The 22,680-nt window shown below is 70.8% G+C and carries 23 protein-coding genes; 12 read left to right on the forward strand and 11 right to left on the reverse strand.

The window, feature by feature from the left end:
- Positions 1–39 precede the first annotated feature (39 nt).
- A complete protein-coding gene (gene upp / locus M4D53_RS08525) occupies positions 40–672 on the forward strand; it encodes a uracil phosphoribosyltransferase (RefSeq protein WP_025104476.1) in 633 nt (210 codons plus the stop codon).
- Between the two features lie 22 nt (positions 673–694).
- On the opposite strand, the gene M4D53_RS08530 is transcribed toward upp, so the two are convergent.
- The 3 genes from M4D53_RS08530 to nadE all read right to left on the reverse strand — a co-directional run bounded on the left by M4D53_RS08530 (position 695) and on the right by nadE (position 5,883).
- Complete coding sequence (locus M4D53_RS08530) at positions 695–1,498, reverse strand: GNAT family N-acetyltransferase (RefSeq protein WP_259953442.1); 804 nt, start codon at positions 1,496–1,498, stop codon at positions 695–697.
- The gene (locus M4D53_RS08535; RefSeq protein WP_259953448.1) at positions 1,495–4,977 is read right to left on the reverse strand and encodes a TM0106 family RecB-like putative nuclease; all 3,483 of its coding nucleotides are present in this window, start codon (positions 4,975–4,977) and stop codon (positions 1,495–1,497) included. The genes M4D53_RS08530 and M4D53_RS08535 overlap by 4 nt, the downstream gene beginning before the upstream one ends.
- A gap of 87 nt (positions 4,978–5,064) precedes the next feature.
- Positions 5,065–5,883, reverse strand: coding sequence for an NAD(+) synthase (nadE, locus tag M4D53_RS08540; protein ID WP_062635667.1), 819 nt, complete (start codon positions 5,881–5,883; stop codon positions 5,065–5,067).
- A gap of 109 nt (positions 5,884–5,992) precedes the next feature.
- On the opposite strand from nadE, the gene M4D53_RS08545 reads away from it, so the two are divergent.
- Positions 5,993–6,550, forward strand: a complete 558-nt coding sequence (locus M4D53_RS08545; protein ID WP_187663303.1) for a phosphorylase family protein — start codon at positions 5,993–5,995, stop codon at positions 6,548–6,550.
- A gap of 2 nt (positions 6,551–6,552) precedes the next feature.
- Here the strand turns inward: M4D53_RS08545 and M4D53_RS08550 are convergent, their stop codons facing one another.
- From M4D53_RS08550 to M4D53_RS08565, 4 genes are all read right to left on the reverse strand, one after another.
- A complete protein-coding gene (locus tag M4D53_RS08550) occupies positions 6,553–9,546 on the reverse strand; it encodes an AAA family ATPase (protein ID WP_259953449.1) in 2,994 nt (997 codons plus the stop codon).
- The gene (locus M4D53_RS08555; protein ID WP_259953451.1) at positions 9,546–10,715 is read right to left on the reverse strand and encodes an exonuclease SbcCD subunit D; all 1,170 of its coding nucleotides are present in this window, start codon (positions 10,713–10,715) and stop codon (positions 9,546–9,548) included. The genes M4D53_RS08550 and M4D53_RS08555 overlap by 1 nt, the downstream gene beginning before the upstream one ends.
- Positions 10,716–10,969: 254 nt before the next feature.
- On the reverse strand, positions 10,970–11,452 hold the full coding sequence (locus M4D53_RS08560) for a DIP1984 family protein (protein WP_187663300.1): 483 nt from the start codon (positions 11,450–11,452) through the stop codon (positions 10,970–10,972).
- 52 nt (positions 11,453–11,504) lie between these two features.
- Positions 11,505–11,813 carry a GNAT family N-acetyltransferase gene (locus tag M4D53_RS08565; protein ID WP_187663299.1) on the reverse strand — a complete coding sequence of 103 codons (309 nt, stop codon included), beginning with the start codon at positions 11,811–11,813 and terminating at the stop codon, positions 11,505–11,507.
- Positions 11,814–12,143: 330 nt separating this feature from the next.
- On the opposite strand from M4D53_RS08565, the gene M4D53_RS08570 reads away from it, so the two are divergent.
- The 4 genes from M4D53_RS08570 to M4D53_RS08585 are packed head-to-tail and all read left to right on the forward strand — an operon-like array spanning position 12,144 to position 14,433.
- The gene (locus M4D53_RS08570) at positions 12,144–12,857 is read left to right on the forward strand and encodes a winged helix-turn-helix domain-containing protein (protein ID WP_060921402.1); all 714 of its coding nucleotides are present in this window, start codon (positions 12,144–12,146) and stop codon (positions 12,855–12,857) included.
- Between the two features lie 55 nt (positions 12,858–12,912).
- Positions 12,913–13,872: a DNA-3-methyladenine glycosylase family protein gene (locus M4D53_RS08575; RefSeq protein WP_259953453.1), complete on the forward strand. Its 960-nt coding sequence runs from the start codon at positions 12,913–12,915 to the stop codon at positions 13,870–13,872.
- 38 nt (positions 13,873–13,910) lie between these two features.
- The gene (locus tag M4D53_RS08580; RefSeq protein ID WP_259953455.1) at positions 13,911–14,108 is read left to right on the forward strand and encodes a hypothetical protein; all 198 of its coding nucleotides are present in this window, start codon (positions 13,911–13,913) and stop codon (positions 14,106–14,108) included.
- Positions 14,109–14,112: 4 nt separating this feature from the next.
- The gene (locus M4D53_RS08585; protein ID WP_187663296.1) at positions 14,113–14,433 is read left to right on the forward strand and encodes a nucleoside/nucleotide kinase family protein; all 321 of its coding nucleotides are present in this window, start codon (positions 14,113–14,115) and stop codon (positions 14,431–14,433) included.
- On the opposite strand, the gene M4D53_RS08590 is transcribed toward M4D53_RS08585, so the two are convergent.
- From M4D53_RS08590 to M4D53_RS08605, 4 genes are read right to left on the reverse strand one after another with little or no spacing between them, the layout of a single operon-like run.
- On the reverse strand, positions 14,427–15,182 hold the full coding sequence (locus M4D53_RS08590) for an iron ABC transporter ATP-binding protein (RefSeq protein ID WP_187663295.1): 756 nt from the start codon (positions 15,180–15,182) through the stop codon (positions 14,427–14,429). The genes M4D53_RS08585 and M4D53_RS08590 overlap by 7 nt on opposite strands.
- The gene (locus tag M4D53_RS08595) at positions 15,179–16,207 is read right to left on the reverse strand and encodes an iron chelate uptake ABC transporter family permease subunit (protein WP_259953534.1); all 1,029 of its coding nucleotides are present in this window, start codon (positions 16,205–16,207) and stop codon (positions 15,179–15,181) included. Before M4D53_RS08595 ends, M4D53_RS08590 begins: the two co-directional genes overlap by 4 nt.
- A 7-nt stretch (positions 16,208–16,214) precedes the next feature.
- Complete coding sequence (locus tag M4D53_RS08600; protein WP_259953459.1) at positions 16,215–17,201, reverse strand: ABC transporter permease; 987 nt, start codon at positions 17,199–17,201, stop codon at positions 16,215–16,217.
- A gap of 49 nt (positions 17,202–17,250) precedes the next feature.
- Positions 17,251–18,246 carry a siderophore ABC transporter substrate-binding protein gene (locus M4D53_RS08605; protein ID WP_259953461.1) on the reverse strand — a complete coding sequence of 332 codons (996 nt, stop codon included), beginning with the start codon at positions 18,244–18,246 and terminating at the stop codon, positions 17,251–17,253.
- Positions 18,247–18,346: 100 nt separating this feature from the next.
- On the opposite strand from M4D53_RS08605, the gene M4D53_RS08610 reads away from it, so the two are divergent.
- From M4D53_RS08610 to M4D53_RS08635, 6 genes are all read left to right on the forward strand, one after another.
- Positions 18,347–19,114 (forward strand): siderophore-interacting protein, encoded by a 768-nt coding sequence (locus tag M4D53_RS08610; protein WP_259953463.1) that lies wholly within the window; start codon positions 18,347–18,349, stop codon positions 19,112–19,114.
- 31 nt (positions 19,115–19,145) lie between these two features.
- The gene (locus tag M4D53_RS08615) at positions 19,146–19,547 is read left to right on the forward strand and encodes a VOC family protein (RefSeq protein WP_259953464.1); all 402 of its coding nucleotides are present in this window, start codon (positions 19,146–19,148) and stop codon (positions 19,545–19,547) included.
- 276 nt (positions 19,548–19,823) lie between these two features.
- The gene (locus M4D53_RS08620; RefSeq protein ID WP_187663290.1) at positions 19,824–20,993 is read left to right on the forward strand and encodes an RtcB family protein; all 1,170 of its coding nucleotides are present in this window, start codon (positions 19,824–19,826) and stop codon (positions 20,991–20,993) included.
- 144 nt (positions 20,994–21,137) lie between these two features.
- A complete protein-coding gene (locus M4D53_RS08625) occupies positions 21,138–21,446 on the forward strand; it encodes a hypothetical protein (protein WP_187663289.1) in 309 nt (102 codons plus the stop codon).
- Positions 21,447–21,456: 10 nt separating this feature from the next.
- Complete coding sequence (locus M4D53_RS08630) at positions 21,457–22,215, forward strand: SDR family oxidoreductase (protein ID WP_259953466.1); 759 nt, start codon at positions 21,457–21,459, stop codon at positions 22,213–22,215.
- 48 nt (positions 22,216–22,263) lie between these two features.
- Positions 22,264–22,674 carry a VOC family protein gene (locus tag M4D53_RS08635; RefSeq protein WP_187663287.1) on the forward strand — a complete coding sequence of 137 codons (411 nt, stop codon included), beginning with the start codon at positions 22,264–22,266 and terminating at the stop codon, positions 22,672–22,674.
- Positions 22,675–22,680: the final 6 nt, after the last annotated feature.

Consider the following 22,680-nt stretch of genomic DNA (forward strand, 5'->3'; position numbering starts at 1 on the left):
GATGTCGTGCGCGGACGCGGGGCGCATTAGCCTGTATCCATGCGTGTCCACGTCGCCGACCACCCTCTCATCACCCACAAGCTCTCGGTGCTGCGCGACGCGCGCACCCCGTCGCCGGTCTTCCGCCAGCTGACCGAAGAGCTCGTGACGCTCCTCGCGTACGAGGCGACCCGGAATGTGAAGGTCACTCCGATCGAGATCACGACGCCGGTCACCACGACCACGGGCGTGAAGATCTCGGAGCCGCGACCCATCGTCGTCCCCATCCTGCGCGCCGGTCTCGGCATGCTCGAAGGCCTCGTCAAGCTCCTCCCCACCGCGGAGGTCGGTTTCCTCGGCATGGTCCGCGACGAGGAGACCTTCGAGCCCACCACGTACGCCGAGCGGCTTCCGGACGATCTCTCCGACCGCCAGTGCTTCGCGATCGACCCGATGCTGGCGACGGGCGGCTCGCTCGCCGCCGCGATCCAGTTCCTGTTCGATCGCGGTGCGAAGGACGTCACCGCGATCTGCCTGCTCGGCACTCCGGAGGGTGTGGCGGCGATCGAGGCGATGGCCGGCGACCGTGACGTGACCCTCGTCCTCGGAGCGCTCGACGAGCGCCTCGACGAGAAGGGGTACATCGTGCCCGGTCTCGGCGACGCGGGAGACCGGCTGTACGGCACCGTCTGAGGCCGTCGCCGCCGCTCCCACGTCAGAGGGCCAGGCGGTAGCCGCGTTCGTCGCCGTAGCGCGTGAAGCCGGCTCTCGCGAGGATCGGCGCCGATGTCGAGACACGGCCCTTGACGAGCGCAGTCCTCGCACCGCGCGCGGCGCTCTGCCGCAGGCGTTCCGCGAGGACCGCTCGATAGACGCCGCGACCACGATCGGCTTCGAGCGTCGCCGCTCCCCACAGTCGAGTGAACCCGTCGACGATGGTGCATCCCCCCGTGCTCACCGCGCGTCCGTCGATGCGCCCGAGCACCCGGAAACCGGTACCGGCATCGAGAGCCTCGGTCAGCTCGGCGAACTCGGCACGCAGACCGTCGTCGTCGAGGGGCTGCTGCTCCCAGACCGGGACGTTGATCGCATCGACCTCGCGGAGCTGATCCACGGTCCGCACGACCTCGGCGGAGACCCCGGGCGGCACGCCGACCGCGGCTCCACTGGTCGGACGCGCGAACACGGTGACGGTGTCGAAGTGCACGGCACCGCGGCGTCGGAGCTCCTCTTCGAGGTCGGGGTCGTCGGCGGGATTCGTCCAGAACGTGAACACGCTCTCGCCCCAGGCTCTGGTGCGCTCCAGCGCCCCGTCCAGCACCTCGGCGGCGGGGCGCGCGGACGTCACCTGCGAGCCGCGGACGCCGCCCCCGAACCGCTCCGGGTACCGCACGAGGAGCAGGTCGCCGCGGACATGCTCGCTGCCGCGCGGAAACCAGGCCCACGCGGCGGCGGCACGGAGGATGTCCGCCTCGGTCGGCGTGCCGTCGGCGGCCGGTGCAGGAACCGTCGTCGTCATGAACCCTCCTCCTCCGCGGCCCCCACCAGGCGGGCGAAGGCACTGAGCCGGGCGACGCCCTCGGGCGTGTACGGCAGGTCGTCGAGCAGCGCCGGCGAGTGGATGAGGTAGGCCACGACCTGCGCCCGGGAGATCGCCACGTTGAGCCGGTTCTGCAGCAGCAGGAACTCCGGGCCCCGGGGAGCGTCTCGGCCACTCGACGCCGCGAGCGTCGTGATCGAGACGACGGCCTCCTTGCCCTGGAAGTTGTCGACCGTGCCCACCGGAACGCCGCCGAAACCCGCCGCGGCGAGCGCGTCGTGCACGAGCTGCCGCTGCGCGTTGTACGGCGCCACGACGATGATGTCCTCCGGCGTCAGTGGCCGCACGGTGCCCGCCGCATCGTTGTCGTGGAAGGCGCGGCCCACGAGGTCGCGGACGATGCGCACGACCTCCTCTGCTTCCTCCGGCGACTGGGTCGCGTTACCGCGGTGGCGCAGCGGCACCACGTGGAGGCCCGGGTCGATGCCCTCGACCGCGCGCCGCTCGGTACCGGGTGCGGAGGCGAGCTTCCCGGCATAGGCGAGCTTCGACACCGGAGCCGCGACGTGCGGGTGCATCCGCCAGGAGCGCGCGAGGAAGTAGCCGTACTCCGGGCGCACGACGGGGTCGCCGTCCATCACCCAGCCGAGCGCGGACGTGTCCACCGGCTCCGGGTGGGCGCCCTGGCTGACCTGGGGCAGCTGCTGCGGGTCGCCGAGGAGGAGAAGCCTCTGCGCGCCCGTGGCGACCGCGATCGTCGAGGCGAGCGAGAACTGCCCGGCCTCGTCGATCACGAGCAGGTCGAGCTCTCCCCTGGCCACCCGCTGCGTGTTGCTGAAGTCCCAGGCGGTACCGCCCACGACGGCGCCCCCGTCTGCGTGCTCCGCGAGGAAGGCGGCCATGCCGGTCTTCGGGATCACCGTGTACCCGGGATCGGCGTTCGCGTCCTTGGGGCACTTCGCCACGTGACCCGGGGCGACACCGTCGGCGACGACGCGCTCCAGCAGCGTCTCGATGATCGCGTGGGACTGCGCGACGACGCCGATCCGGAAGCCGTGCTCTGTGACGAGCCGGGCGATCACCTGGGAGCCCGTGTAGGTCTTCCCCGTACCTGGAGGCCCCTGTACGGCGAGATAGCTGCGGTCGAGGTCCAGGATCCCGCGGACGATCGCGTCGATCGGGTCGTCGCCGGCGGCCGGGAGCGCGTTCCCCGACACGGTGCGCGGAGGGAGGCGGCGGAGGATGTCGGTCGCCGCGTCCTGGGGGAAGTCCGGAGCGGCCGCGTGCACCGCATCGGCCCATTCGTCGATCGCCTGCTGCAGCGACACCACCCGTGGCGGCGCGGCGGGGGTGAGGGCGACGGGGAGGTCATTCCAGGTCTGCCCCTGGACCGCGGACTCCGCCACGAGATAGCCGTCGTCCAGCACCTCGACGACCGTGACCCCGTGCGGCACGTGCACCGCGCGCGACGGGACGTCGGTGTCGAACGGCGCCGGGACGTCGTAGAGCGCGAACGGCTGGGCACCCGGACCGAGCGTCGTGCCAGGGGACACCTCGCCGCGGATCTCCAGCTCGCGCGACAGGACTCTGCGGCCCTCGCCGATGCTCCAGTCCCGGCGGACCCGCGAGCGGGTCGCATCGACCTTCACCACATCGCGGGTGCCGTCCCACATCGTGACCGGCTCCCGCAGCCGCTGGAAGTGCGCGACCCAGAAGCTCTTCGCCTCGCGTGGGAAGTAGTCGATGGCGGCCGCCGCGAGCCGGTGCACGAGCCCATCGCCACCGACCTCCACCGCACGCTCCGCGTCGCCGAGCAGCGCGAGCGAACGCGGCGACGGCTCGTAGATGACCTCGTCCGCGTCGTCCGGCGGGGCCGGCGTGACCCCCTCCGCGCGGGCGATGTCGATGAGCCAGTTGCGCAGCCGCCGGGTGGAGACGCAGTCGTAGCGGTTGTAGTCGGCGAGGTCGGCGAGCACCGCGTCGGCCTCGGCCTGCGCCCCCGCTGCCGCGAGCTCCCGCGCCGCGACGTACTGCACGATGGAGTCGTCGCCCTTCTGGACGTCGCTCGTGCGCACGTCCTCCCCCATGTAGAGGGGCTCGAGCTTCTTGATCGAGTAGGACCGCGAACCCACGCGGACGGTGCGCAGCACCAGTGGGTACAGGTCAACGAAGACGCCCTCGCGGAGCAGGCGGTCCACCTCACCCTCGCGCACCCCATGGCGGGCGGCCATCGCGACCAGGTGGGAGGTCTCGTAGGGGGCGTAGTGATAGATGTGCATGCCGGGGTGGGCGGCGCGACGCACCTTCACGAAATCGAGGAAGGTCTCCAGTGCCCGACGCTCCTCCGCGAACGAGTGCGCCCAGAGCGCGGTGTACTGGTCGGCGTTGTCGACCCAGCCGAACAGATAGTCGATGCCCCACTCGGCCTCGCCGTCGGGAGCGGGCTCGGTGTACAGCGGATCGCCCTCGAAGTCGAAGAAGATGTCCCCGTGGCTGGGCACAGGGAGGGTGTGGATCGCCGCGGCATAGTGCACGTCGTACGTCGCCGCCCCCTCGGCATCCGCCCGCAGCTGCACGCGTGCCTGGGCGCGGAGGTTCTCGAACGTGTCGACGTTCATGCCCTCCGGTGCCTGGGTCGCCGCGGCCAGGTCGTCGATGGTGAGGATCCCGGCGGCGCGCAGACGGGCCCGCTGCACCGGCCGCATGCGGGCCACCATGAGGAGGTCGCGATGGGCCAGCACCTGTTCCTCGCACGTGGCGCAACGTCCGCAGGCGACCACGCGCAGATCGCCGCGGTCGTCGCCCCACGCGAGCGGCGCCCCGGCCGCGCCGTCAGCCACGGAGCGGTCCGCGATCAGAGCGCGCAGCCGCGCCCGGCGCACGCGGAACAGTGGGAGGAGGTCCTCGACCGCATGCGTGCTGACGCTGTTGTCGCCGTGGATGAGGTCGACCTCGTCCGCACGCGGGATGCCGAGCCGGTCGAGCTGGTCGACATATGCCGCGAGCTGCATGAGCGCGGTCACCCGGGCCTTGCGGGCCAGCTTCGAGTCCTGCACGCGCCAACGCCCGTCCGCATCGCGGCGGAGGAAGTCGGCGAACCCGACGAACTCGTCGGTGGCGAAGGCCGCCTGGAAGACGACCAGGGCGTCGGACCGCAGAGCGCTCAACGTCTCGTCGACGGCGGCAGCCAGCGCGTCAGGATCGCTCGACGAGACCTTGGCGACCCGATGCACCCGCTCGTCGCCGAGCTCCCGGATGTAGCGCTCGAGCACGTTCTGCTCGTGCACGTCTCCGAGCTGGGCCGCGCGGAGGAGCGTCGCGTCCTCCGGCTCCTCCACCGCGGGGACCCGACCGAGCTTCGCATCGATCGCGCGGGACCAGGCGAACTCGCACTCGGCGGCCGCCTTGAGGTCGCTCGCGCTCCAGATGACCCGCTGCGCCTCTGTGTCGATCCGCACGATTCTCCCGTTCTGTCGGCTGCTTCGACACTATCCGCGGCATCCGACACGGCGAAAAGCGGGCGGTCCCGCGTGAGGCGCCCCGGGTCAGCGCCACCAGGTGTCGTCGGGCGTCACGGGCAGATGACGCTTGTGCTGAGTCGCGAGATACCGCGCCTCGATGCGCCCGGCGACCTCGGGGTCGACCTCCCGGCCCTCGAGGAAGTCGTCGATCTGCTCGTACGTCAGCCCGAGCTCGTCCTCGTCGGTGCGCCCCGGCTGGTCGTCGAGGAGGTCGGCCGTCGGCACCTTGAAGGCCAGGCGCTCCGGGGCGTCGAGGAACTGGAGCAGGGCGCGACCCTGTCGCTTCGTGAGCCCGGCGAGCGGGAGGACGTCGGCCGCGCCGTCGCCGAACTTCGTGTAGAAGCCCGTGATGGCTTCGGCGGCATGGTCGGTGCCGATCACGATCAGACCCTCGTGCCCGGCGAGCGCGTACTGGGTGACCATGCGGAGGCGGGCCTTGATGTTCCCGCGGTTGAAGTCGGAGATGTCGCTGGAGACGGCGGACTCGATGTCCTTCTCGACACCCTCGACCCCGTTCTGGATGTTCACCTCGATCGACGAGTCCGGCGCGATGAAGTCCAGCGCGGCCTGCGCGTCGTCGGCGTCGTGCTGCACGCGATAGGGCAGGCGCACCGCGAGGAAGGTCGCCTCCCCGCCCTCGGCACGCACGCGCTCCACCGCGAGCTGGGCGAGGCGCCCCGCGAGCGTCGAGTCCTGTCCGCCGGAGATGCCGAGGACGAAGCCCTTCGCGCCCGTCGTGCGCAGGTAGTCCGCGAGGAAGCCGACGCGACGCTCCACCTCCGCTTCGGGGTCGATGTCGGGCCGGGCGCCCAGGTCTTCCGCGATCTGCTTCTGCAACGACACGTTGTCCTCCGCTCATCGGTTCACTCCAGTATCGCCCTTCCGTGTTTCCTGCGGGTCACGCCACTGCGCCAGGACGCGGTATCCAGCCGCGACCTGAGAGACTGAAGCGGTGAAGCTCCTCGTCGCCGCCCTCGAGTCCGAACTGTCCGCCTTCCCCGAGGAGCTCGACGGCTTCGACCGTCTGGTCACCGGCCCGGGCAAGCTGCCGGCGACGTACGCGCTGACCCGGGCCCTCGACGCGAAGACCTACGACGAGGTCGTCGTCGTCGGCACCGCGGGCTCCATCGAGAAGGGGCGTCCGTACGCGGTGCACGAGATCGCGACGGCGGTGCAGCACGACGTGATCGATCTCGACGGCGTCGTCGGACGGCACGTCTCGCTTCCGCCGCAGGTGACCACGGGCCGCGAGGGCGTCGTGATCGCCACGGGTGACCACTTCGTGAACGACGCCGAGGTCACGGCGGTGATCCGGCCGATGGGCGCCGCACTGGTGGACATGGAGACCTACGCGTACATCTGGGTCGCGGGACAGTTCGGCGTGCCCATCCGCGCCTTCCGCGCCGTCTCCGACCAGGCCGAGGACGGCGCCCTGGCCGACTTCCGCGAGGCCATCGCCCGATGCAGCATCGAGCTGCGCGAAGTCATCCGCGCCGAATACGGGGTCTGAGCTCAGCGCATCTCGATGACGCTCGGCCCGTTCGGCAGCGCGCGGACGGTGAGCTGAGCCGGGATCTGTTCCTGCATGGCCTCGACGTGGCTGATGACCCCGACCGTGCGCCCGCCCTGCCGCAGTTCGTCGAGCGTGCGCATCGCGACGTCGAGTGTGTCGCCGTCGAGCGAGCCGAATCCCTCATCGATGAAGAGCGTGTCCAGGCGGATGCCGCCGGCGCGGGCCGTCACGACCTCGGCCAGCCCGAGGGCGAGCGCCAGGGACGTGAGGAACGTCTCGCCGCCGGACAGCGACTGTGGCGGGCGGGTCTGCCCGGTGAACGCGTCGGCGACCACGATGCCGAGTCCGGACGCGGCACCGCGTGCCGCCAGGGCATCGGAGTGCTGCAGCCGGTAGCGTCCTTCCGACATGTCGTGGAGGCGGCGGTTCGCGGCGTCGACGATCTCTTCGAGCTCTGCCGCCAGCACGAAGGTCTCCAGCGTCATCTTGCGTGTGTTCGCACCGCGTCCGGCGATGGTGTCGGCGAGGGCCTGGAGCACCTCGAACGCCGCCGCGTCCTCTGCTGTGCGGGCGTGCTCGTCCTTCGCGGCGTCGATGAGGCCGGCCAGCCGCGCAGCGTCGCCCGCCGTCCTCGTGGCCTCGTCGACGGCGGCGGTCCACGCCGCCCTCGCATCGAGCGCTGCCTGCTCGATGGGCGCGAGGTCGATCGGCTCCTCCGGCAGGGTCCGCAGTTCGAGGTCGAAGAGAAGTGCACGCTCCTTCTCCCGCTGCACCGCGTGCGTCGTCACCCGCTCATCGAGCTCTGCCTGCACCGCCGGCGGGCGCAACGCCTCCACGACGGCCGTGACGTCGGGGAACTCGGAGGCATCGAGTGCAACGTCTCTCTCGGCGGCCGCCTCCGTCGCCGCCTGCTGTCTCCGCGCACGTTCGGCCTCGGCGTCCAGGAGGCGTCGGGCCACGGCGAGGTGGGCGGTCGTCTCCGCCGTCCGCTCGGCGACCGACGCGTAGCTCCCTCGCGCCTCGTCGATCGCCCTGCGGGCGTCATCGTCTCGCTGGACCACCAGAGCCAGCTGCTCGCGGGCTGCGGCGAGGGCCGCCTCGTCCTGGACACGGCGGAGCTCCAGGGCGTCCTGCTGCTCGCGGAGCTCGGCGAGGACGACATCGCGTCGCCGCGCGGTCTCGGCGGCGGCAAGGGCTTCCTTCTCCGCGGCAAGGGCGGCATCGAGCTCGGCTCCCGCCGTCTCGACGTCCCGTCCGTCCGCGCGCGCCGTGGCCGCGGCGAGTCGGACCTGCAACGTCGTGCAGGTCGACGCCGCCTGCTGCTCGCGCCGCGCCGCCTCGTCCCTCCGGACCTCCGCAGCCGCGATGTCCTCCGCGGAGACCGTCGCGCCGTGGTCTGCCGGGGCCGGGTGCTCTCGCGCACCGCACACCGGGCAGGGGTGATCGTCGACGAGGGCGGAGGCCAGCTCCCCCGCCATGCCGTCGATCCGGCGCTGCCGCAGGTCAGCGAGAGCCGACTGTGCGGCGGCCTGTGCAGACGTCGCCTCGGCGAGGACCCGCTCGGCGGAGGTGCACTCCTGTTGCAGGGTCTCCGCCTCTACCGCGGCTTCGCGGCGAACGGCCGCGGCGATGCGCACGCTCTCCCATTCCGCGATGCGGTCGGCGAGTCGACGGGCGTCGTCCCGTTCCAGGGTTGCGGCCGCGATCCGCCCGGGGAGGGCAGCGCGCTCCGCCTGCCCGTCCTCGCACCGGCGCTCGGCGGCGACGACAGCCGCTTCCGCCGTCCCGCGCTCGGTGGTGCGGGACGGCGCCTGTGCCTCCAGCGTGACGGCGCGCTCCCAGATCCCGGACTCACGCGTCCGTTCCGCGATCCACGCGTCGAGGTCGTCGGTCTCGACGCCGAGCCGGGCCCAGGCCGCGCGTGCCCGTTCCTCCGTGGCGGCCGCCTCGTCCGCTGCCGCCGCCGCGCGTGTGGCCGCGGCGATCGAGGAACGGAGCACCTCGGCTGCCCGCGCCCTGGCGAGCTCCGCCTTCGCCGCGGCGACCGCCGCTTCCTCGGCATCCAGACGGGCCATCGCCGCGCGGGCACGGTCTCGCTCCTTCTGCGCGCGCTGATCCTCGCGCGCCGCAGCCAGAGCAGCATCGGCGACCTCGAACCGCTTCTCCGCCTCCAGGCGATCGGCGGCGCGCCGTTCCGCCCGATACGCAGCGCGCGCCTGCGCCCGTTCGAGCTCCGCCAGGCGATCGGCGGTCGTGGTGCCAGCGCCCTGCACCTCCGACGCGATGCCGCCCTCGTCGTCACCGCCGTCGCGCCCGAGGGCGGCATCCGCCACCAGGCGCTCCGCTTCGTCCAGCCGCGCGGAGACGGTGGCCAGGCGCGCGCCGAGCCCCTGCTCAGCGTGGCGCCGCCGCTCGTCGAACCGCGCCTGCACGTCTTCGAAACGCTCGGTGCCGAAGAGCCGGCGCAGCAGCGCCTGCCGATCCCTGCTACCCGCGAGGAGGAACTCCGAGAAGCGGTTCTGCGCCAGAAGGATCACCTGCAGGAACTGCTCCCGGCTGAGCTGGAGGATGTCATCGAGCTCGTGCGCCACGTCGACCGCCCGCGCCGCGCGACCCACCCAGCCGTCGTCCGTGAGCTCCTCCAGGGAGACCGCAGCCGCCTGCTTGGTCAGGCCTCCGCCGCGCCGAGCCGGCCGGAGGTACTCGGGCGAACGCGTGACCCGGTAGCGACCGGACGGCGTGCTGAACTCGACGACCACCTCGGAGGGATCGTCCGGTTCGCTGTGATCGCTGCGGAGCCTCTTCTCCCCGCCGTCGTACCGCGGCACCCCGCCGTACAGCCCGAAGCAGACCGCGTCCAGGATGCTCGACTTCCCCGCTCCGGTGCGGCCGGCGATGAGGAAGATCCCGTCGTCGGCGAAGGCGTCGAAGTCCACGGTCTGACGCGCGCGGAACGGCCCGAAACCCTCGACCTCCAGCCGATGCAGCCGCACTAGACGAGGGCTTCCGCGCGGACCCGGTCGTCGAGCACCTCGCGGATCAGCTCGCGTTCGACCTCGGTCGCTCCCTGGCCCGCCCGCACATGCTCGAGGAACGCCTCGATCCGGTCGGCGTCGGTCACCGCGGAGCGCAGCCGCTCGCCGTACGACCGCTCACGCTCCTCCCCGACCGTCGCGGGCTGATGCTGCACCATGGCGCAGTGCGGGTACGCCTCGCGCAGCCGTCGCATGGGTTCGGTCTGCGGTACGGCGTCGGTGTAGACGGCGCACACCCAGGCGTCGGCGTGCGCGGCGATGTTCTCTGCGGAGAGGATCTCCTCGAAGGCGCCGGTCAGGGTGACCAGGCGCCGCGGAACCGGCAGCTCCAGCCACTCGACGCCCGCGAGCCCGTCGGCATCGAGGTCGACGAGCCAGGAGCCGCGCGGCTTGTGCTGCTCGCCGAAGCTGTAGTGCAGCGGAGCGCCGGCGTATCGCACCCGCTCGCTGACCTGCTGACGACCGTGGATATGACCCAGTGCGACGTAGTCGGGGCCGTCGAACGCCCGGAGCGGCACGACGTCGAGGCCGCCCTGTCGCACCTCGCGCTCCAGACCCTCCGTCGGCTCCACCCCCGCGGCGAAGCAGTGGGCGATCGCGATCGACCGACCCGCGTGCTCCTGCATGCCCGCGCGGACGAGGGTCATCGCGTGCGTCATGGTCTGCGCCTGCGTGCGCAGCTGCCGTCCCTCGGCGTCGCCCTCCGGCCAGTGCTGGCGGACGATCGCGGGCTCCAGATACGGGATCCCGAAGAAATGCACCGGACCGTGAGCGTCGTCGATCGTGACGGGGGTACCGACCGCGAGGGGGTCGGTGAGCACGTGGATGCCGTCGCGCAGCAGCCGGGCCTGGAACCCCAGCCGCGCGGCGGAATCGTGGTTCCCGCTGGTGACGACCACCCGTGCACCCGTCTCATGCAGATCGACGAGGGCGTCTCCGAGCAGCGTATAGGCGGCGGCCGAGGGCGTGGCGGAGTCGAACACGTCGCCCGCGACGATCACGACGTCGACCTCGTGCTCCCTGACCTGCGCGGTCAGGGCGGTGAGCACCTCGGCCAGCGCGTCCATGGTCGAGTTGCCATGGAACGTCCGGCCGATGTGCCAGTCCGAGGTGTGCAGGATCCGCATACCCCCACGGTACGAAGCCCCTCGGACATTCCGTCCGAGGCGTGCCGGGACCGCCGTCTCCCGACGGCCGAGGAGAAGGCGGAAGGTCCCCTGACCCACCCTCGTCGCGACGACCGGCACGTGGTGATGCGAGATGCACCGTGCATCTTCACCTGTGCGACGTGCGGGGCTGCGCGATGCGAGATCAGGGCTGCCCTCCGCCCACAGGTGCCGGCTTGCCCCGCCGGCTGAGGGTTGTGCCCGCTCCGTCGCGACTACCGACTTCCGCTCTCCTCCTCGAGGTCGTGCGACCAGTTCGCCTGCTGGATCCGGTTGTCGAGCGCACGGAGCTCCTGGGCGACGGCGTCCGCCCGGGCCCGGAGCGCGGCGACCGGCAGCGCCGACACCTGCCTCAGCTCCGAGCGCATCTGACGCAGGTACTGCTCGCTCGCCCCGGACGCGGCGGCCGCCGCGTCGGCGAGCACCGAGTGGCGCAGGCGCAGCACGTCCCGCGCGGCGAGCGCGTCGGTCATCGTGCCGTCCGCGCCGAGGTCGAGGCGGGAGTTCGTGACGTTGATGCGGCGGATGAGGCTCTGCAGCCGAGTCAGTGCGTCATCGGCCTCCTCGATCAACGCCGCCGCGTCCTCCGCAGGCTCCTCACCCTCCTGGTACCGGGCGTTCGCGACGATGCGCGCCCGCAGCTGCTCGATGCGGCGCTGCAGGTCGGCGCGGGCGGCCAGGGCTTCGGCGAGTCTCATGTCCTCATCCTCGCAGGCGGCGGCCGTAACAGTTCGTCATACAGCCGGAGCGTCAGCGTGAGCGGAGGAGTCCGGACTGCTCGGGGTGGGCGGTGAACCACTCCGCCACGTACCAGCAGACGGCGTCCACCTTGCGGTCGCCGCGCTCCGCGATGTCGGCCACGGCCCCCTCGACCACCTTCCCGGCGTATCCGTTTCCGCGGAATGCCGGGACCGTGTAGGCCCGGGTGAGCGCGACGGTGTGGCCGTCGTCCCGGTAGTCGAGCACGCTGACGAGCTTCCCGTCGCGCGTGAGGGTGTACCGCGATGCGTCCTTCTCGTCGGTCAGGATGAAGCCGCCGACGGTGTGCGAGATCGTCATCCGTGTCACGTTACGCCTCTTGCGACGCGCCCGGGCGTTTTGACATGTCCCGTCACGATCGGACATAATCCCCCCATGACCATCAACGCACGCCCTTTGTCCGCCCAGGAGGCGAACGGGACTGCCGGGATGATGATGCCCGGTCGCGTTGACATGTGTTGCCGAATGTGTCGCTGAACGAACAGCCACCTCGTCTGACCTGACTCCTCGCCATCTGCGAGAGCAGTGTCCCGAGCACACACCCGTGCTCGCTTCCCCGGCTCCGCCGGTCATTCGTGCAACGCATCCGAGCCCCCTCCCGTCGGGCTCACGTCCTGAGGACCCATCATCATGTCGAACTCCGCCCTTCTCGAGCGTCCCGCCGTCACCGCCCCGAACCGCACCGTCCGACCCGCCGAGTCGTCGGCTCCGCTGGCCCCGGCCGGCGCCGACCTCCCCGCCGTCCGCTCGCCCCGCGGCTTCGCCCTCTACGTCGGCCTGGACGAGATCAAGGCCGCCGAAGCCGGTGTGAGCCTTCCGCTGCTCGTCGACGCCCTCCGCCGCACGCTTGCCGAGCTCGCGCCCGGCGCCGAGACCCACGCCACCGTCGCCCTCGCCCCGCACGGCTCCGGCGGCCGCGACCTCGACGTCGTGCGTCTCGCCCTGCAGGAGCCCGGCGCGATCGCCCGCACCAAGGCCGCCGCCGAGGAGGAGACCACGCCCGAGGAGTCCGGCGTCACCGTCGACATCTCCCGCAAGCGCGTGCTCATCGACGGCGAGTCCGCCGCCTTCACCTACAAGGAGTTCGAGCTGCTGCAGTACCTCGTCCTCCGCGAGGGCCGCACGATCGAGCGCAGCGAGCTCGTCGCCGCCCTCTGGCAGGCCCAGGACGACGAGACCCCTGGCGAGCGCACGATCGACGTGCACGTGCGCCGGCTGCGGGCGAAGCTCGGCCGCTACGAGGACATCGTCCGTACCGTGCGCGGCATCGGCTACCGCTTCGACCGTCACGCCGACGTCGTCATCCGTTACGGCCACGGAACCCCGTCGCCGGACCGCTTCTGACCCGCTCCTGCTCGACCCGGAGGCCGGTGTCAGGAGCCGCGCGTAGGGTGGGCGCATGACCCTCGCCGCCGCCCCCGCGACGGCGGGCGCCGTCCGCGCGGATGCTCCGCGGGAGACGACGTACCGCCCGCCGCACCCGCTCGATCTCCGGCGTACCGTCGGCATGCTGCGCCGCGGCGGCACCGATCCGACGACGGTCTTCGACGGCCCCGTCATCTGGCGCGCGGTCCGCACGCCACAGGGTCCGTCGACGTTGGCCCTGCGGATGTCGGGGAACGAGGTCACGGCGACCGCCTGGGGTCCGGGCGCCGAGCACGCACTCGCCCTCGTGCCGGCACTGTGCGGTGCCGGCGACGACCCGACCGGCTTCGATCCCTCCCTGCACCCCCTCATCGCCGAGGCGGCCCGACGACACCCCGGCATCCGGCTCGCACGCACGGATGAGGTCTTCGATGCCCTCGCCTGCGGCATCCTGGAGCAGAAGGTCACCTCCATGCAGGCCTTCGGCGCCTGGCGATACCTCGTGTCGCGCTTCGGCGACCCGGCGCCGGGGCCGACGCCGCGACCGATGGCCGTCGCTCCCACGGCGGCGCAGTGGCGACGCATCCCGTCCTGGGCGTGGCACCGCGCCGGAGTGGAGCCGCCGCAGTCGAAGACCATCGTGCGGGCGGCGGAGCGCGGCGACCGCATCGCCGATGCCGTCCGAGCGGCCACGACCGGCCCTGACCGTGACCGCGTCCTCACGAGCCTGCCCGGGGTCGGCGTCTGGACCGCTGCGGAGACGCGCATCCGCGCGCTGGGCGACCCCGATGCCGTCAGCGTGGGCGACTACCATCTGGCGCACGAGGTCGGACATGCCCTGACGGGGCACCGCACGGATGACGCCGGCATGGTCGAGCTGCTCGCTCCCTGGGCCGGTCACCGGCAGCGCGTCATCCGGCTCATCTTCGCGAGCGGCGTCGCCGAGGCGCGGCGCGGACCCCGGCTCGCCCCGGAAGACCACCGCCGACGCTGACCGGCCCGTTCCCGGAGCGGCCGACGTATGCTGAGCGCATGTCCCGTACCGCCCTGCGCATCTTCGTCACGGTCGGCCTGCTGATCGCCGGTGTCGTCCTCGGCCTCATCTTCCAGAACGTGTGGCTGGGCGTGCTGCTCGCCGCGATCGTGTGGTTCGGCTGGTTCCTCGGCTACGAGTCCCGCCGCGGTCACAACGCGGGCGTGAACGACGAGGACAACGGCGTCGAGCTCTGACGCCATGGAGCGGCAGTCCAGCGCCGGCCGTCGGGCCGTGCTCACGGCCGTGGTGTCGGTGATTCCGCGGCCGGAGGATCTCCGCCGCAACGTGTTCGTCGGCATCGACGGCGTGGACGGCTCGGGGAAGACGGTGTTCGCCGACGAGATCGCCGAACTCCTCGCGCCGCGGCACCCCACGGTGGCCCCGGAGGCGGCGAGCGACCGACGCTACGTCGAGGGTCAGCGGATGTACCTGCGAGAGGACGACCCGGAGCGGCACGCCGCGGTGATCGTGGAGAACGACGACCTCCGGGCCCCTCGGATCGCCGGCCCGCGTCAGTAATAGACGGCGAGGGGGCCCGAGGGTCCGTCCACGACCTGCACGGGGGTGTCGAACACGCGGCTCAGCACGTCGTCCGTCATGATCGCCGCCGGCGGGCCGAACTCCACCACCCGACCGTCCTTCATGGCGCAGATGTGGTCGGCGTAGTGTCCGGCGAAGTTGATGTCGTGCAACACGATGACGATCGTCCGCCCGAGCTCCTCCGCCGCGCGCCGCAGGTGCTTCATCATCTGCACGGCGTGCCGCATGTCGAGGTTGTTGAGGGGCTCGTCGAGCAGCACGAACTCCGTGTCCTGCGCGAGCACCATGGCCACGTAAGCCCGCTGCCGCTGCCCGCCGGAGAGCTCGTCGAGGTAGCGCCCCTCGAGCGCCCCCAGATCGAGGAAGTCGATCGCCTGGCTGATGACCTCCTCGTCGGCTCTCGTCAACCGGCCCTGGGAGTGCGGGAAGCGGCCGAAACCCACGAGCTGCCGCACGGTGAGCCTGGTCACGAAGTGGTTCTCCTGGCGGAGGATCGAGACCACCTTGGCCAGGTCCTTCGACTTCGTGGAGGCGACGTCGAGGCCCGCGATCTCGATGGCCCCGGCGTCCATCCCGTTCAGCCGGCCGATCATGGTCAGGAGCGTCGACTTGCCCGCACCGTTCGGCCCGATGAGGGCGGTGATCCCGCCGGTGGGGATGCGGAGGTCGACGGGGCCGATCGCGACCTCGCTGCTGTAGTCACGGCGGACGCCGTCGAGTGCGATCACAGTCTGCCCTTTCGGAGGATGACGATGAGGAACACGGTGCCGCCCACGATCTCGATGAGGATCGAGACCATGCCCTGCGCGTAGAAGACGTTCTTCATGACGAAGTACGCCCCCGCCAGGATCGAGAACGCGGTGAGGACGGCGACCGGGAAGATCAGCCGATGGTCGTGCGTGTCGGCGAACTGGTACGCGAGCGTCGCCACGAGGAAGCCGAGGAAGGTCATCGGACCCACGAGGGCTGTGGAGGTGGCCATCAGCACGGCGACGAGGGTCAGGACGAGGAACTGCTCCCGCCGGTGGTCGAGGCCGAGCGATCGTGCGGCATCGGGGCCGAGCGCGAGCACGTTCAGACGCCGGGACCGCAGCCACAGGAGGGTCGAGGCCGCGATCACGAGCGGGATCGCGAGCGGGAGATACGAGGGATCGGCGTTGGAGACGTTGCCGAACAGCCGGGCGGCGAGCACATCGAACTCGCTGGGGGTGAGCAGCCGCTGCATGAACGTGGCGATCGCCCCGAGGCCGCCCCCGATCACGATGCCCACGAGCAGCATGATCTGGAGGTTGCCGTAGCGCCCGGACAGGAGCCACCCGTAGAGGAGGACGGCGAGCGCGACCATGATGAGCACCTGGAGGGCGAACTGGCCGACGCCCTGGATCGCCACCAGCCCGGCGACGCCGAAGAGGTACACGGTCGTGGTCTGGACGACACGGTACAGCGACTCGAAGCCCATGATCGAGGGAGTGATGATCCGGTTGTTCGTGACCGTCTGGAAGCTGACCGTGGCGACGGCCTGGGCGACGGCGACGAGCGCCATCACGACCACGGCGGTCGCGCGGTGCTGGGCGATGCGCCAGAACCCGGGCGTGCCGACGGGCAGCGGGTTGTCCCAGGCGAGGAGACCGAACGCGGAACCGAGGGCGAGCACGCCGAGCACCACGAGCACGACGATGTAGCGGCGACGCGCCCGCACGGTCGTGAACGCCCCGGCCGAGCGCGTCGTCCGCGAGGCCGTCGTCGCCGTCATCGTCGCCTCAGCCACGACGACGCTGCCGCAGGAGGAGGAGCACGAACACGACGGCGCCGACGACACCGAGGATCAGCGACACCGGCACCTCGAACGGCATGATGATCGTCCGGCCGATGATGTCGCAGACGGTGACGATCGCGATGCCGAGCAGGCACACCCACGGCAGGTTGCTGCGCAGGTCGTCGCCACGGACCATCGAGACGATGTTCGGAACGATCAGCCCCAGGAAGGGAAGGTTGCCGACGACGACGGTGACCACACCGGTCGTCACCGCGATCAGCGCGGTGCCGAGCAGGATCATCCGGTTGTAGTTCACCCCGACGTTGGTGGCGATCTCCTCCCCCAGCCCGGCGATGGTCAGTCGGTCGGCCACGAGGAAGACGATGACGCCGATGATGGCGACGATCCACAGCATCTCGTACTGTCCGCGCATGACCGAGGTGAAGCTGCCCGCGAACCAGACACCGATGATCTGCAGGGAGTTCGTGACGAGGGCGAAGTAGGTCGTGATCGCGCCGACCACCGCGCCCAGCATGATGCCGACGATGGGCACGATGAGCGACGACTTCAACGCCACCCGGCGGAGGAACGCGAAGAACACCATCGTGCCGACGAACGCGGCGAGCACGGCCCCGGCCATGCGCAGCGGAAGGGAGGGCTGCGGCACGAGCACCATCACGGTGAGGAGCCCGAGTCCCGCCCACTCCGTGGTCCCGGTGGTGGTCGGCTCGACGAAGCGGTTCTGCGTGAGCAGCTGCATCACGAGACCGGCCATCGCCATCGCCGCGCCCGCGAGCACGAGCGCGATCGTCCGGGGGACGCGGGTGATCTGGAACATCTGCGCGCCGTCGTCCGCGCCGGCGATGTCGTACACACCGGTGAAGAGCGAGATCACCAGAAGCGCCGCCACGACGAGGACGCCGATGAGCAGCTTCGGATCGAAAAGCCGTGCGGACGATCGCGGTGTCGAGGTGAGGAGAGGAGAGGTCATGGGGGGATGCCGGCGGCGGCGCCCCGGTCGGGACGCCGCCGCCCAGCCCTTACTTGTCGGCGCTCTTCTCGAGCGCGTCGGCGAGGTCGTTGAGGAACGTCGTGTACGTCTGGATGCTCTCGTTGAGGTAGGTGTCCGTGGGCATGTAGACGATCTGATCGTCCTTCACCGCGGTGACGCCGGCGAGCGCTTCGGAGTTCTCGATGATCTCCGCCGCCTGCACGTAGTCCGGCGTCTCCGCGGCGAACACGGCGTCGCGGTCGAGCACCAGGATCCAGTCGGGGTTCGAGGCGGCGATGGCCTCGACCGAGATCTCGTCGCCCTGGTGGTCGTCGCTCGCATCGTCGACCTGCAGCGCCGGAGTGAGGCCGAGCATGTCGTAGATCGGGCCGAGCGAGCGGCCGACCGTCGGAGCGAGGTAGCCGATCTGGCCACCCGAGGTGTTCACGGCCATGACGGTGTCGGCGTCGTCGTAGGCCGCCTTCGCGCGGTCCACCGCGGCGTCGAACTCCTCGACGAGCTTCTGGGCCTCGTCCTGCGTGCCGAAGATCTCGCCCAGGACGGTCGTCTGCCGCTTGAGCTCCTCATCGAAGGGCTCGCCGTCTCGGGGCTCCAGGTCGATGATCGTCGCGTCCGGGACCAGCTCCGCGATGGCCTCGTTGTGCTGAGTGAAGCGCTGACCGCTGATGATGAGGTCGGGGTCGGCGGCGACGATGGCCTCGAGGTCGGGCTCGGTATGCAGGCCGATGTCGACGATGTCCTCGTCCTTCGCGTACGAGACGGTCTCCGGCATCAGGGAGACCGCACCGGCGGAGAGCTCGACACCCCAGTCGGACAGGGTCTGGAAGGTCCGGTTGTCCAGAGCGACGACCGAGGTCGGCGGCGTGGTGATCTCATGCGTGCCGGTGTTGTCCTCGATGGTCACGGTCCCCGATCCCGCGGTCGTCGCTTCGGGTTCGGCTTCGCCGCCGGACGCGCAGCCGGAGAGGGCGAGCAGGCCGACGAGAGCGACGCTCGTGGCGGTGAGGGTTCTGGGCACGGACATGGAGAGACTCCTGTTCTGCGGGGATGTGTGCACCCTCGTGGGGCGCCGGTCCGACGGGCGGGCGAGCCGACCGCGTCGGTTTTTAGGTTAGCCTTACTTTATGAGCGATACGAAATCCGGTTTCTCGATCGAGCGTCGCGGCCTCGAGCTGCGCTTCCGCAACGTCACGCTGAGCGCCCGCGAATGGCTCGCTCCGGATTTCGTGCGCGTCCGGCTGTCCGGCCCCGACCTCGCCGGCTTCGACTCCCCGGGCTCAGACGACCACATGCGGCTCTTCTTCCCGAGCGGCCCCGTGGGCTCGGTGGAGGAGCTGCGCGCCGCCCCGAGCCGCGAGTACACGCCCCTCGCGTGGGGTGACGACTGGCTCGATGTCGAGTTCGCCGTGCACGGCGATCAGGGCGTGGCCGCACCGTGGGCCGCGAACGCCCCGCTGGGGTCGACCATCGGCGTCGGCGGGCCGCGCGGCGCCGCCGTCCTCACCGGAGAGCCGGGATCGTGGCTCCTCGTCGGTGACGAGACGGCCATCCCCGCGATCCGCCGTTTCGCCGCCCTCATCCCCGACGGCACGCCGGCACGCATCGTCATCGAGACCACGTCGGCAGCCGGCGAGGTCGCTCTCGAAGCTCCGGTGGCTGTCGAGTGGCTGCACCGCGGCGCCGCTCCCGCCGGCTCTGCGCTGATCTCCTTCCTCGACGCGCTCACCGAGGACGAGGTCGTCGGACCCGACCCGTTCGTCTTCATCGCCGCCGAGCAGTCCATCGTGAAGCCCGGTCGGGCCCTGCTGGCACGCTGGGGCGTGGACAACGCGAACGCCGTCGTGAAGGGCTACTGGAAGCGCGGCGAGGCCGAATACCACGCTCCCCACTGACACCGGGTCGATGCGCTGACAGACTGGGCGCATGGCTCTCCTCGATCACCTGGGCATCACCGTCGCCGACCTCGAACGCGGACGGGCGCAGTTCCATCCCGTGCTCACCGCGCTCGGCTACGAACTCGGCGGCGAGGACGATCACTCGATCTCCTGGCACACCGGCGACGAGACCGAGATCATCCTCTACACCTGGGACGACGACTCCACGCCCCACCGGCACGGCCGCGTGGGCTGGCAGCACATGGCTTTCGCGGTGCCGTCGCGCGCCGAGGTCGACAGGCTCCACGATCTCGCGCTCGAATCCGGCTGGACCGCCGTGCGGGACCCGAAGGAATATCCGCGGTACAGCGAGCGGTACTACGCCTCCTTCGTCGAGGACGCCGACGGCATCCGGCTCGAGTTCATGTACAACCCGCCGAGGGACGCTTGACGCCCGGGCGTGTCGCCGCCTAGGGTGGCAAGGCTGTGCCGACCGGCGCCGCACACCAGCCGAGGAGACGACGGATGACCGCCCCGCGGAATCTCCACCCGATCACGGCATTGCCGCTTCCGCAGAAGCGCAATGACCGCGACGAGTCGTACCCTCCGGCGCGCGCCGTGTGACAGCATCCGCTCTCGCAACGCCCCGCACCGTCAGGTCCGGGGCGTTTTCCGTCGGAAGACTCCCCTGACCTGTGGGCTGGACATCACCACAAGGAAAGGAATCATGGAGAGGCTCTCCGCACGGCTGCTGTCGTGGGCGTCCCTGATCGATGAGAAGACCCTCGATCAGGCGCGCACCACCTCACGCATGCCGTTCATCCACCCGCACCTGGCGCTGATGCCGGATGCGCACCTCGGCAAGGGGGCGACCGTCGGGTCGGTCATCCCGACGCTCGGCGCGATCATCCCCGCCGCCGTCGGCGTCGACATCGGCTGCGGCATGATCGCCGTCCGCACGCCGTTCACGAAGGACGACCTCGACGGGCGCGACCTCGCCGCGCTCCGGGAGCAGATCGAGCGCGCGGTCCCGCTGTCCGCCGGGCGCTACAACAACAAGGTCGTGGGGACGGCCGCTCCTCGCGTGGTCGAGCTGGAGGAGCGGGCCACCGCGGCCGAGTTCGACCCCGAGGGCTACGCGAAGAACTGGCGGCTCCAGCTCGGCACCCTCGGGTCGGGAAACCACTTCATCGAGGTGTCGGCGGATGAACTCGACCGGGTCTGGCTGTTCCTGCATTCCGGTTCCCGCGGCGTGGGCAACAGGATCGCCGGGCACCACATCGCCGTCGCACAGCGTCTGGCGAAGCAATGGTGGATCGACCTCCCCGACCCCGACCTGGCCTACCTCGTCGAGGGCACGCCGGAGTTCACCCGCTACATCCGGGAGCTCAGGTGGGCGCAGCACTTCGCGCTGCTGAACCGCGAGGAGATGATGGACCGCGTCATCCGGCAGCTCTCCGAGTTCCTCGGCACCCCGGTCGAGGAGGAGGAGCGGATCAACTGCCACCACAACTTCACGGAGTCGGAGATGCACTTCGGGAAGCGCGTCTGGGTGTCCCGGAAGGGCGCGATCCAGGCGGATGCGGGTCGGCCCGGACTCATCCCCGGGTCGATGGGCACGGCGTCCTACGTGGTGGAAGGGCTCGGCGACCCGCTGTCGCTGAACTCGTCACCGCACGGCGCCGGGCGCGAGTACTCGCGGTCCGCGGCCCGGAAGACGTTCACGCATGCGCAGCTGCGCGAGGCGATGGCCGGCATCGAGTTCCGCGACACCGACGCCTTCATCGACGAGATCCCGCAGGCGTACAAGCCCATCGATCGCGTGATGGCGGATGCGGCGAGCCTGGTGCGGATCCGGCACACGCTGCGGCAGCTCGTCAACGTGAAGGGCGACTGACCGAGGGCCGGGTGAGAAGGATCCTCGCCCGGCCCTTCCTCCCCAATCCGCGCGATTCCTGGTGTCTCCACAGAGCGCGGGTCGCCCAGCGTGGCGTCCGCCAGGATGCTGGCAGGCTGAAGGGTCCGGTGCCACGATGAGGGGATGGAAACCATGGACGGTGCACAGGTCTGGACCATGATCGGCGCTTTCACGGCGCTGATGATGGGCATGCTCACGGTCGTCTCGACGCTGTTCATCCGCGTCCTGCGCAGCGAGATCGGCGGCCTGCGCAACGAGATGAACGGTCAGCTCGGCGGCCTGCGCAACGAGATGACCGCGCGCTTCGATGCGGTCAACACCCGGTTCGACGCGGTCGGCACCCGCATCGACGGCGTCAACGCCCGTATCGACGGACTCGATCGTGATGTGCAGGCGCTCGTGAAGCGCACCTTCGGACTGGATCGGGAGTGAGGATCGACGCATGAGGATCGTCGTCGCAGGAGGAACCGGCGTCGTCGGCACGCCCACGGTGGAGGCCGTCCGGAGCGCGGGTCATGAGGCCGTCGTGCTCAGTCGTTCGCACGGCGTCGACCTGGTCAGCGGGCGCGGGCTGGAGGCGGCGCTGACCGGAGCCGACGCCGTGATCGACGTCGTGAGCGTCGAGACGCTGAAGGCGAGCACGGCGATCGAGTTCTTCACGGCCGCCACCGGGAACCTCCTCGCCGCCGCCGCGGACGCCGGCGTGGGACACGTCGTCCTGCTCTCCATCGTCGGCATCGACCGGATCCCCTACGACTACTACGCGGGCAAGGTGGCCCAGGAGAAGCTGGTCTCCGCGTCCGCCGTCCCCTCGACGATCCTCCGAGCCACGCAGTTCCACGAGTTCGCCGCGCAGATGTTCGCGCGCGCGAAGGCGGGTCCGCTGCATCTCGCCCCGCGTGCGCGCACGCAGCCGGTGGCGGCCCGCGAGGTCGCGGAACAGCTCGTCGCGCTCGCGACCGGGAACGCGCTGGGCCGAGTGCCCGACCTCGCCGGCCCCCGCGAAGAGCAGCTCGCCGACATGGTGCGGGCGTACGCGCGACGCATCGGGTACCGCGGCTGGATCCCGGCGCTGAACGTGCCAGGTCCGCAGATGGCGGGGATGCGCGCGGGGAAGGCGCTGCCGGGACCAGACGCGATTCGCGGGACGCAGACGTTCGCGGAATGGCTTGCCGAAGCGGTGCCGGCGCGCGCAGACTGAGGAGGGGCGGGGGTCTTTCCAGCAGTCGAGCGACCAGGAGCAGCACGCATGGCGAACCTCAATCCCTACCTGTCCTTCCGCACCGAGGCCCGCGAGGCCATGGAGTTCTACCGGGGAGTCCTCGGCGGAGACCTCGACATCACGGTCTTCGGCGACTTCCCCGACATGGTGCAGGATCCGAGCCAGAAGGATCTCGTGATGCATGCGCAGCTCACGACCCCCGACGGTCTCGTGCTCATGGCCTCGGATACTCCGGAGGGCATGACCTACGAGAGACCGCAGGGCATCTCCGTCTCGCTGAGCGGCAATACACAGGAGGTCACCCGACAGGTGTGGGACCGGCTCTCCGAGGGCGCCACGATCACGATGCCGCTCGACGTGCCGCCGTGGGGTGGGACGTTCGGCATGCTCGTCGACCGCTTCGGGATCGCCTGGATGCTGCACGGCGACCCGGAGTGACCGCCG

Source organism: Microbacterium meiriae, assembly GCF_025143875.1.
GTDB lineage: Bacteria > Actinomycetota > Actinomycetes > Actinomycetales > Microbacteriaceae > Microbacterium > Microbacterium meiriae.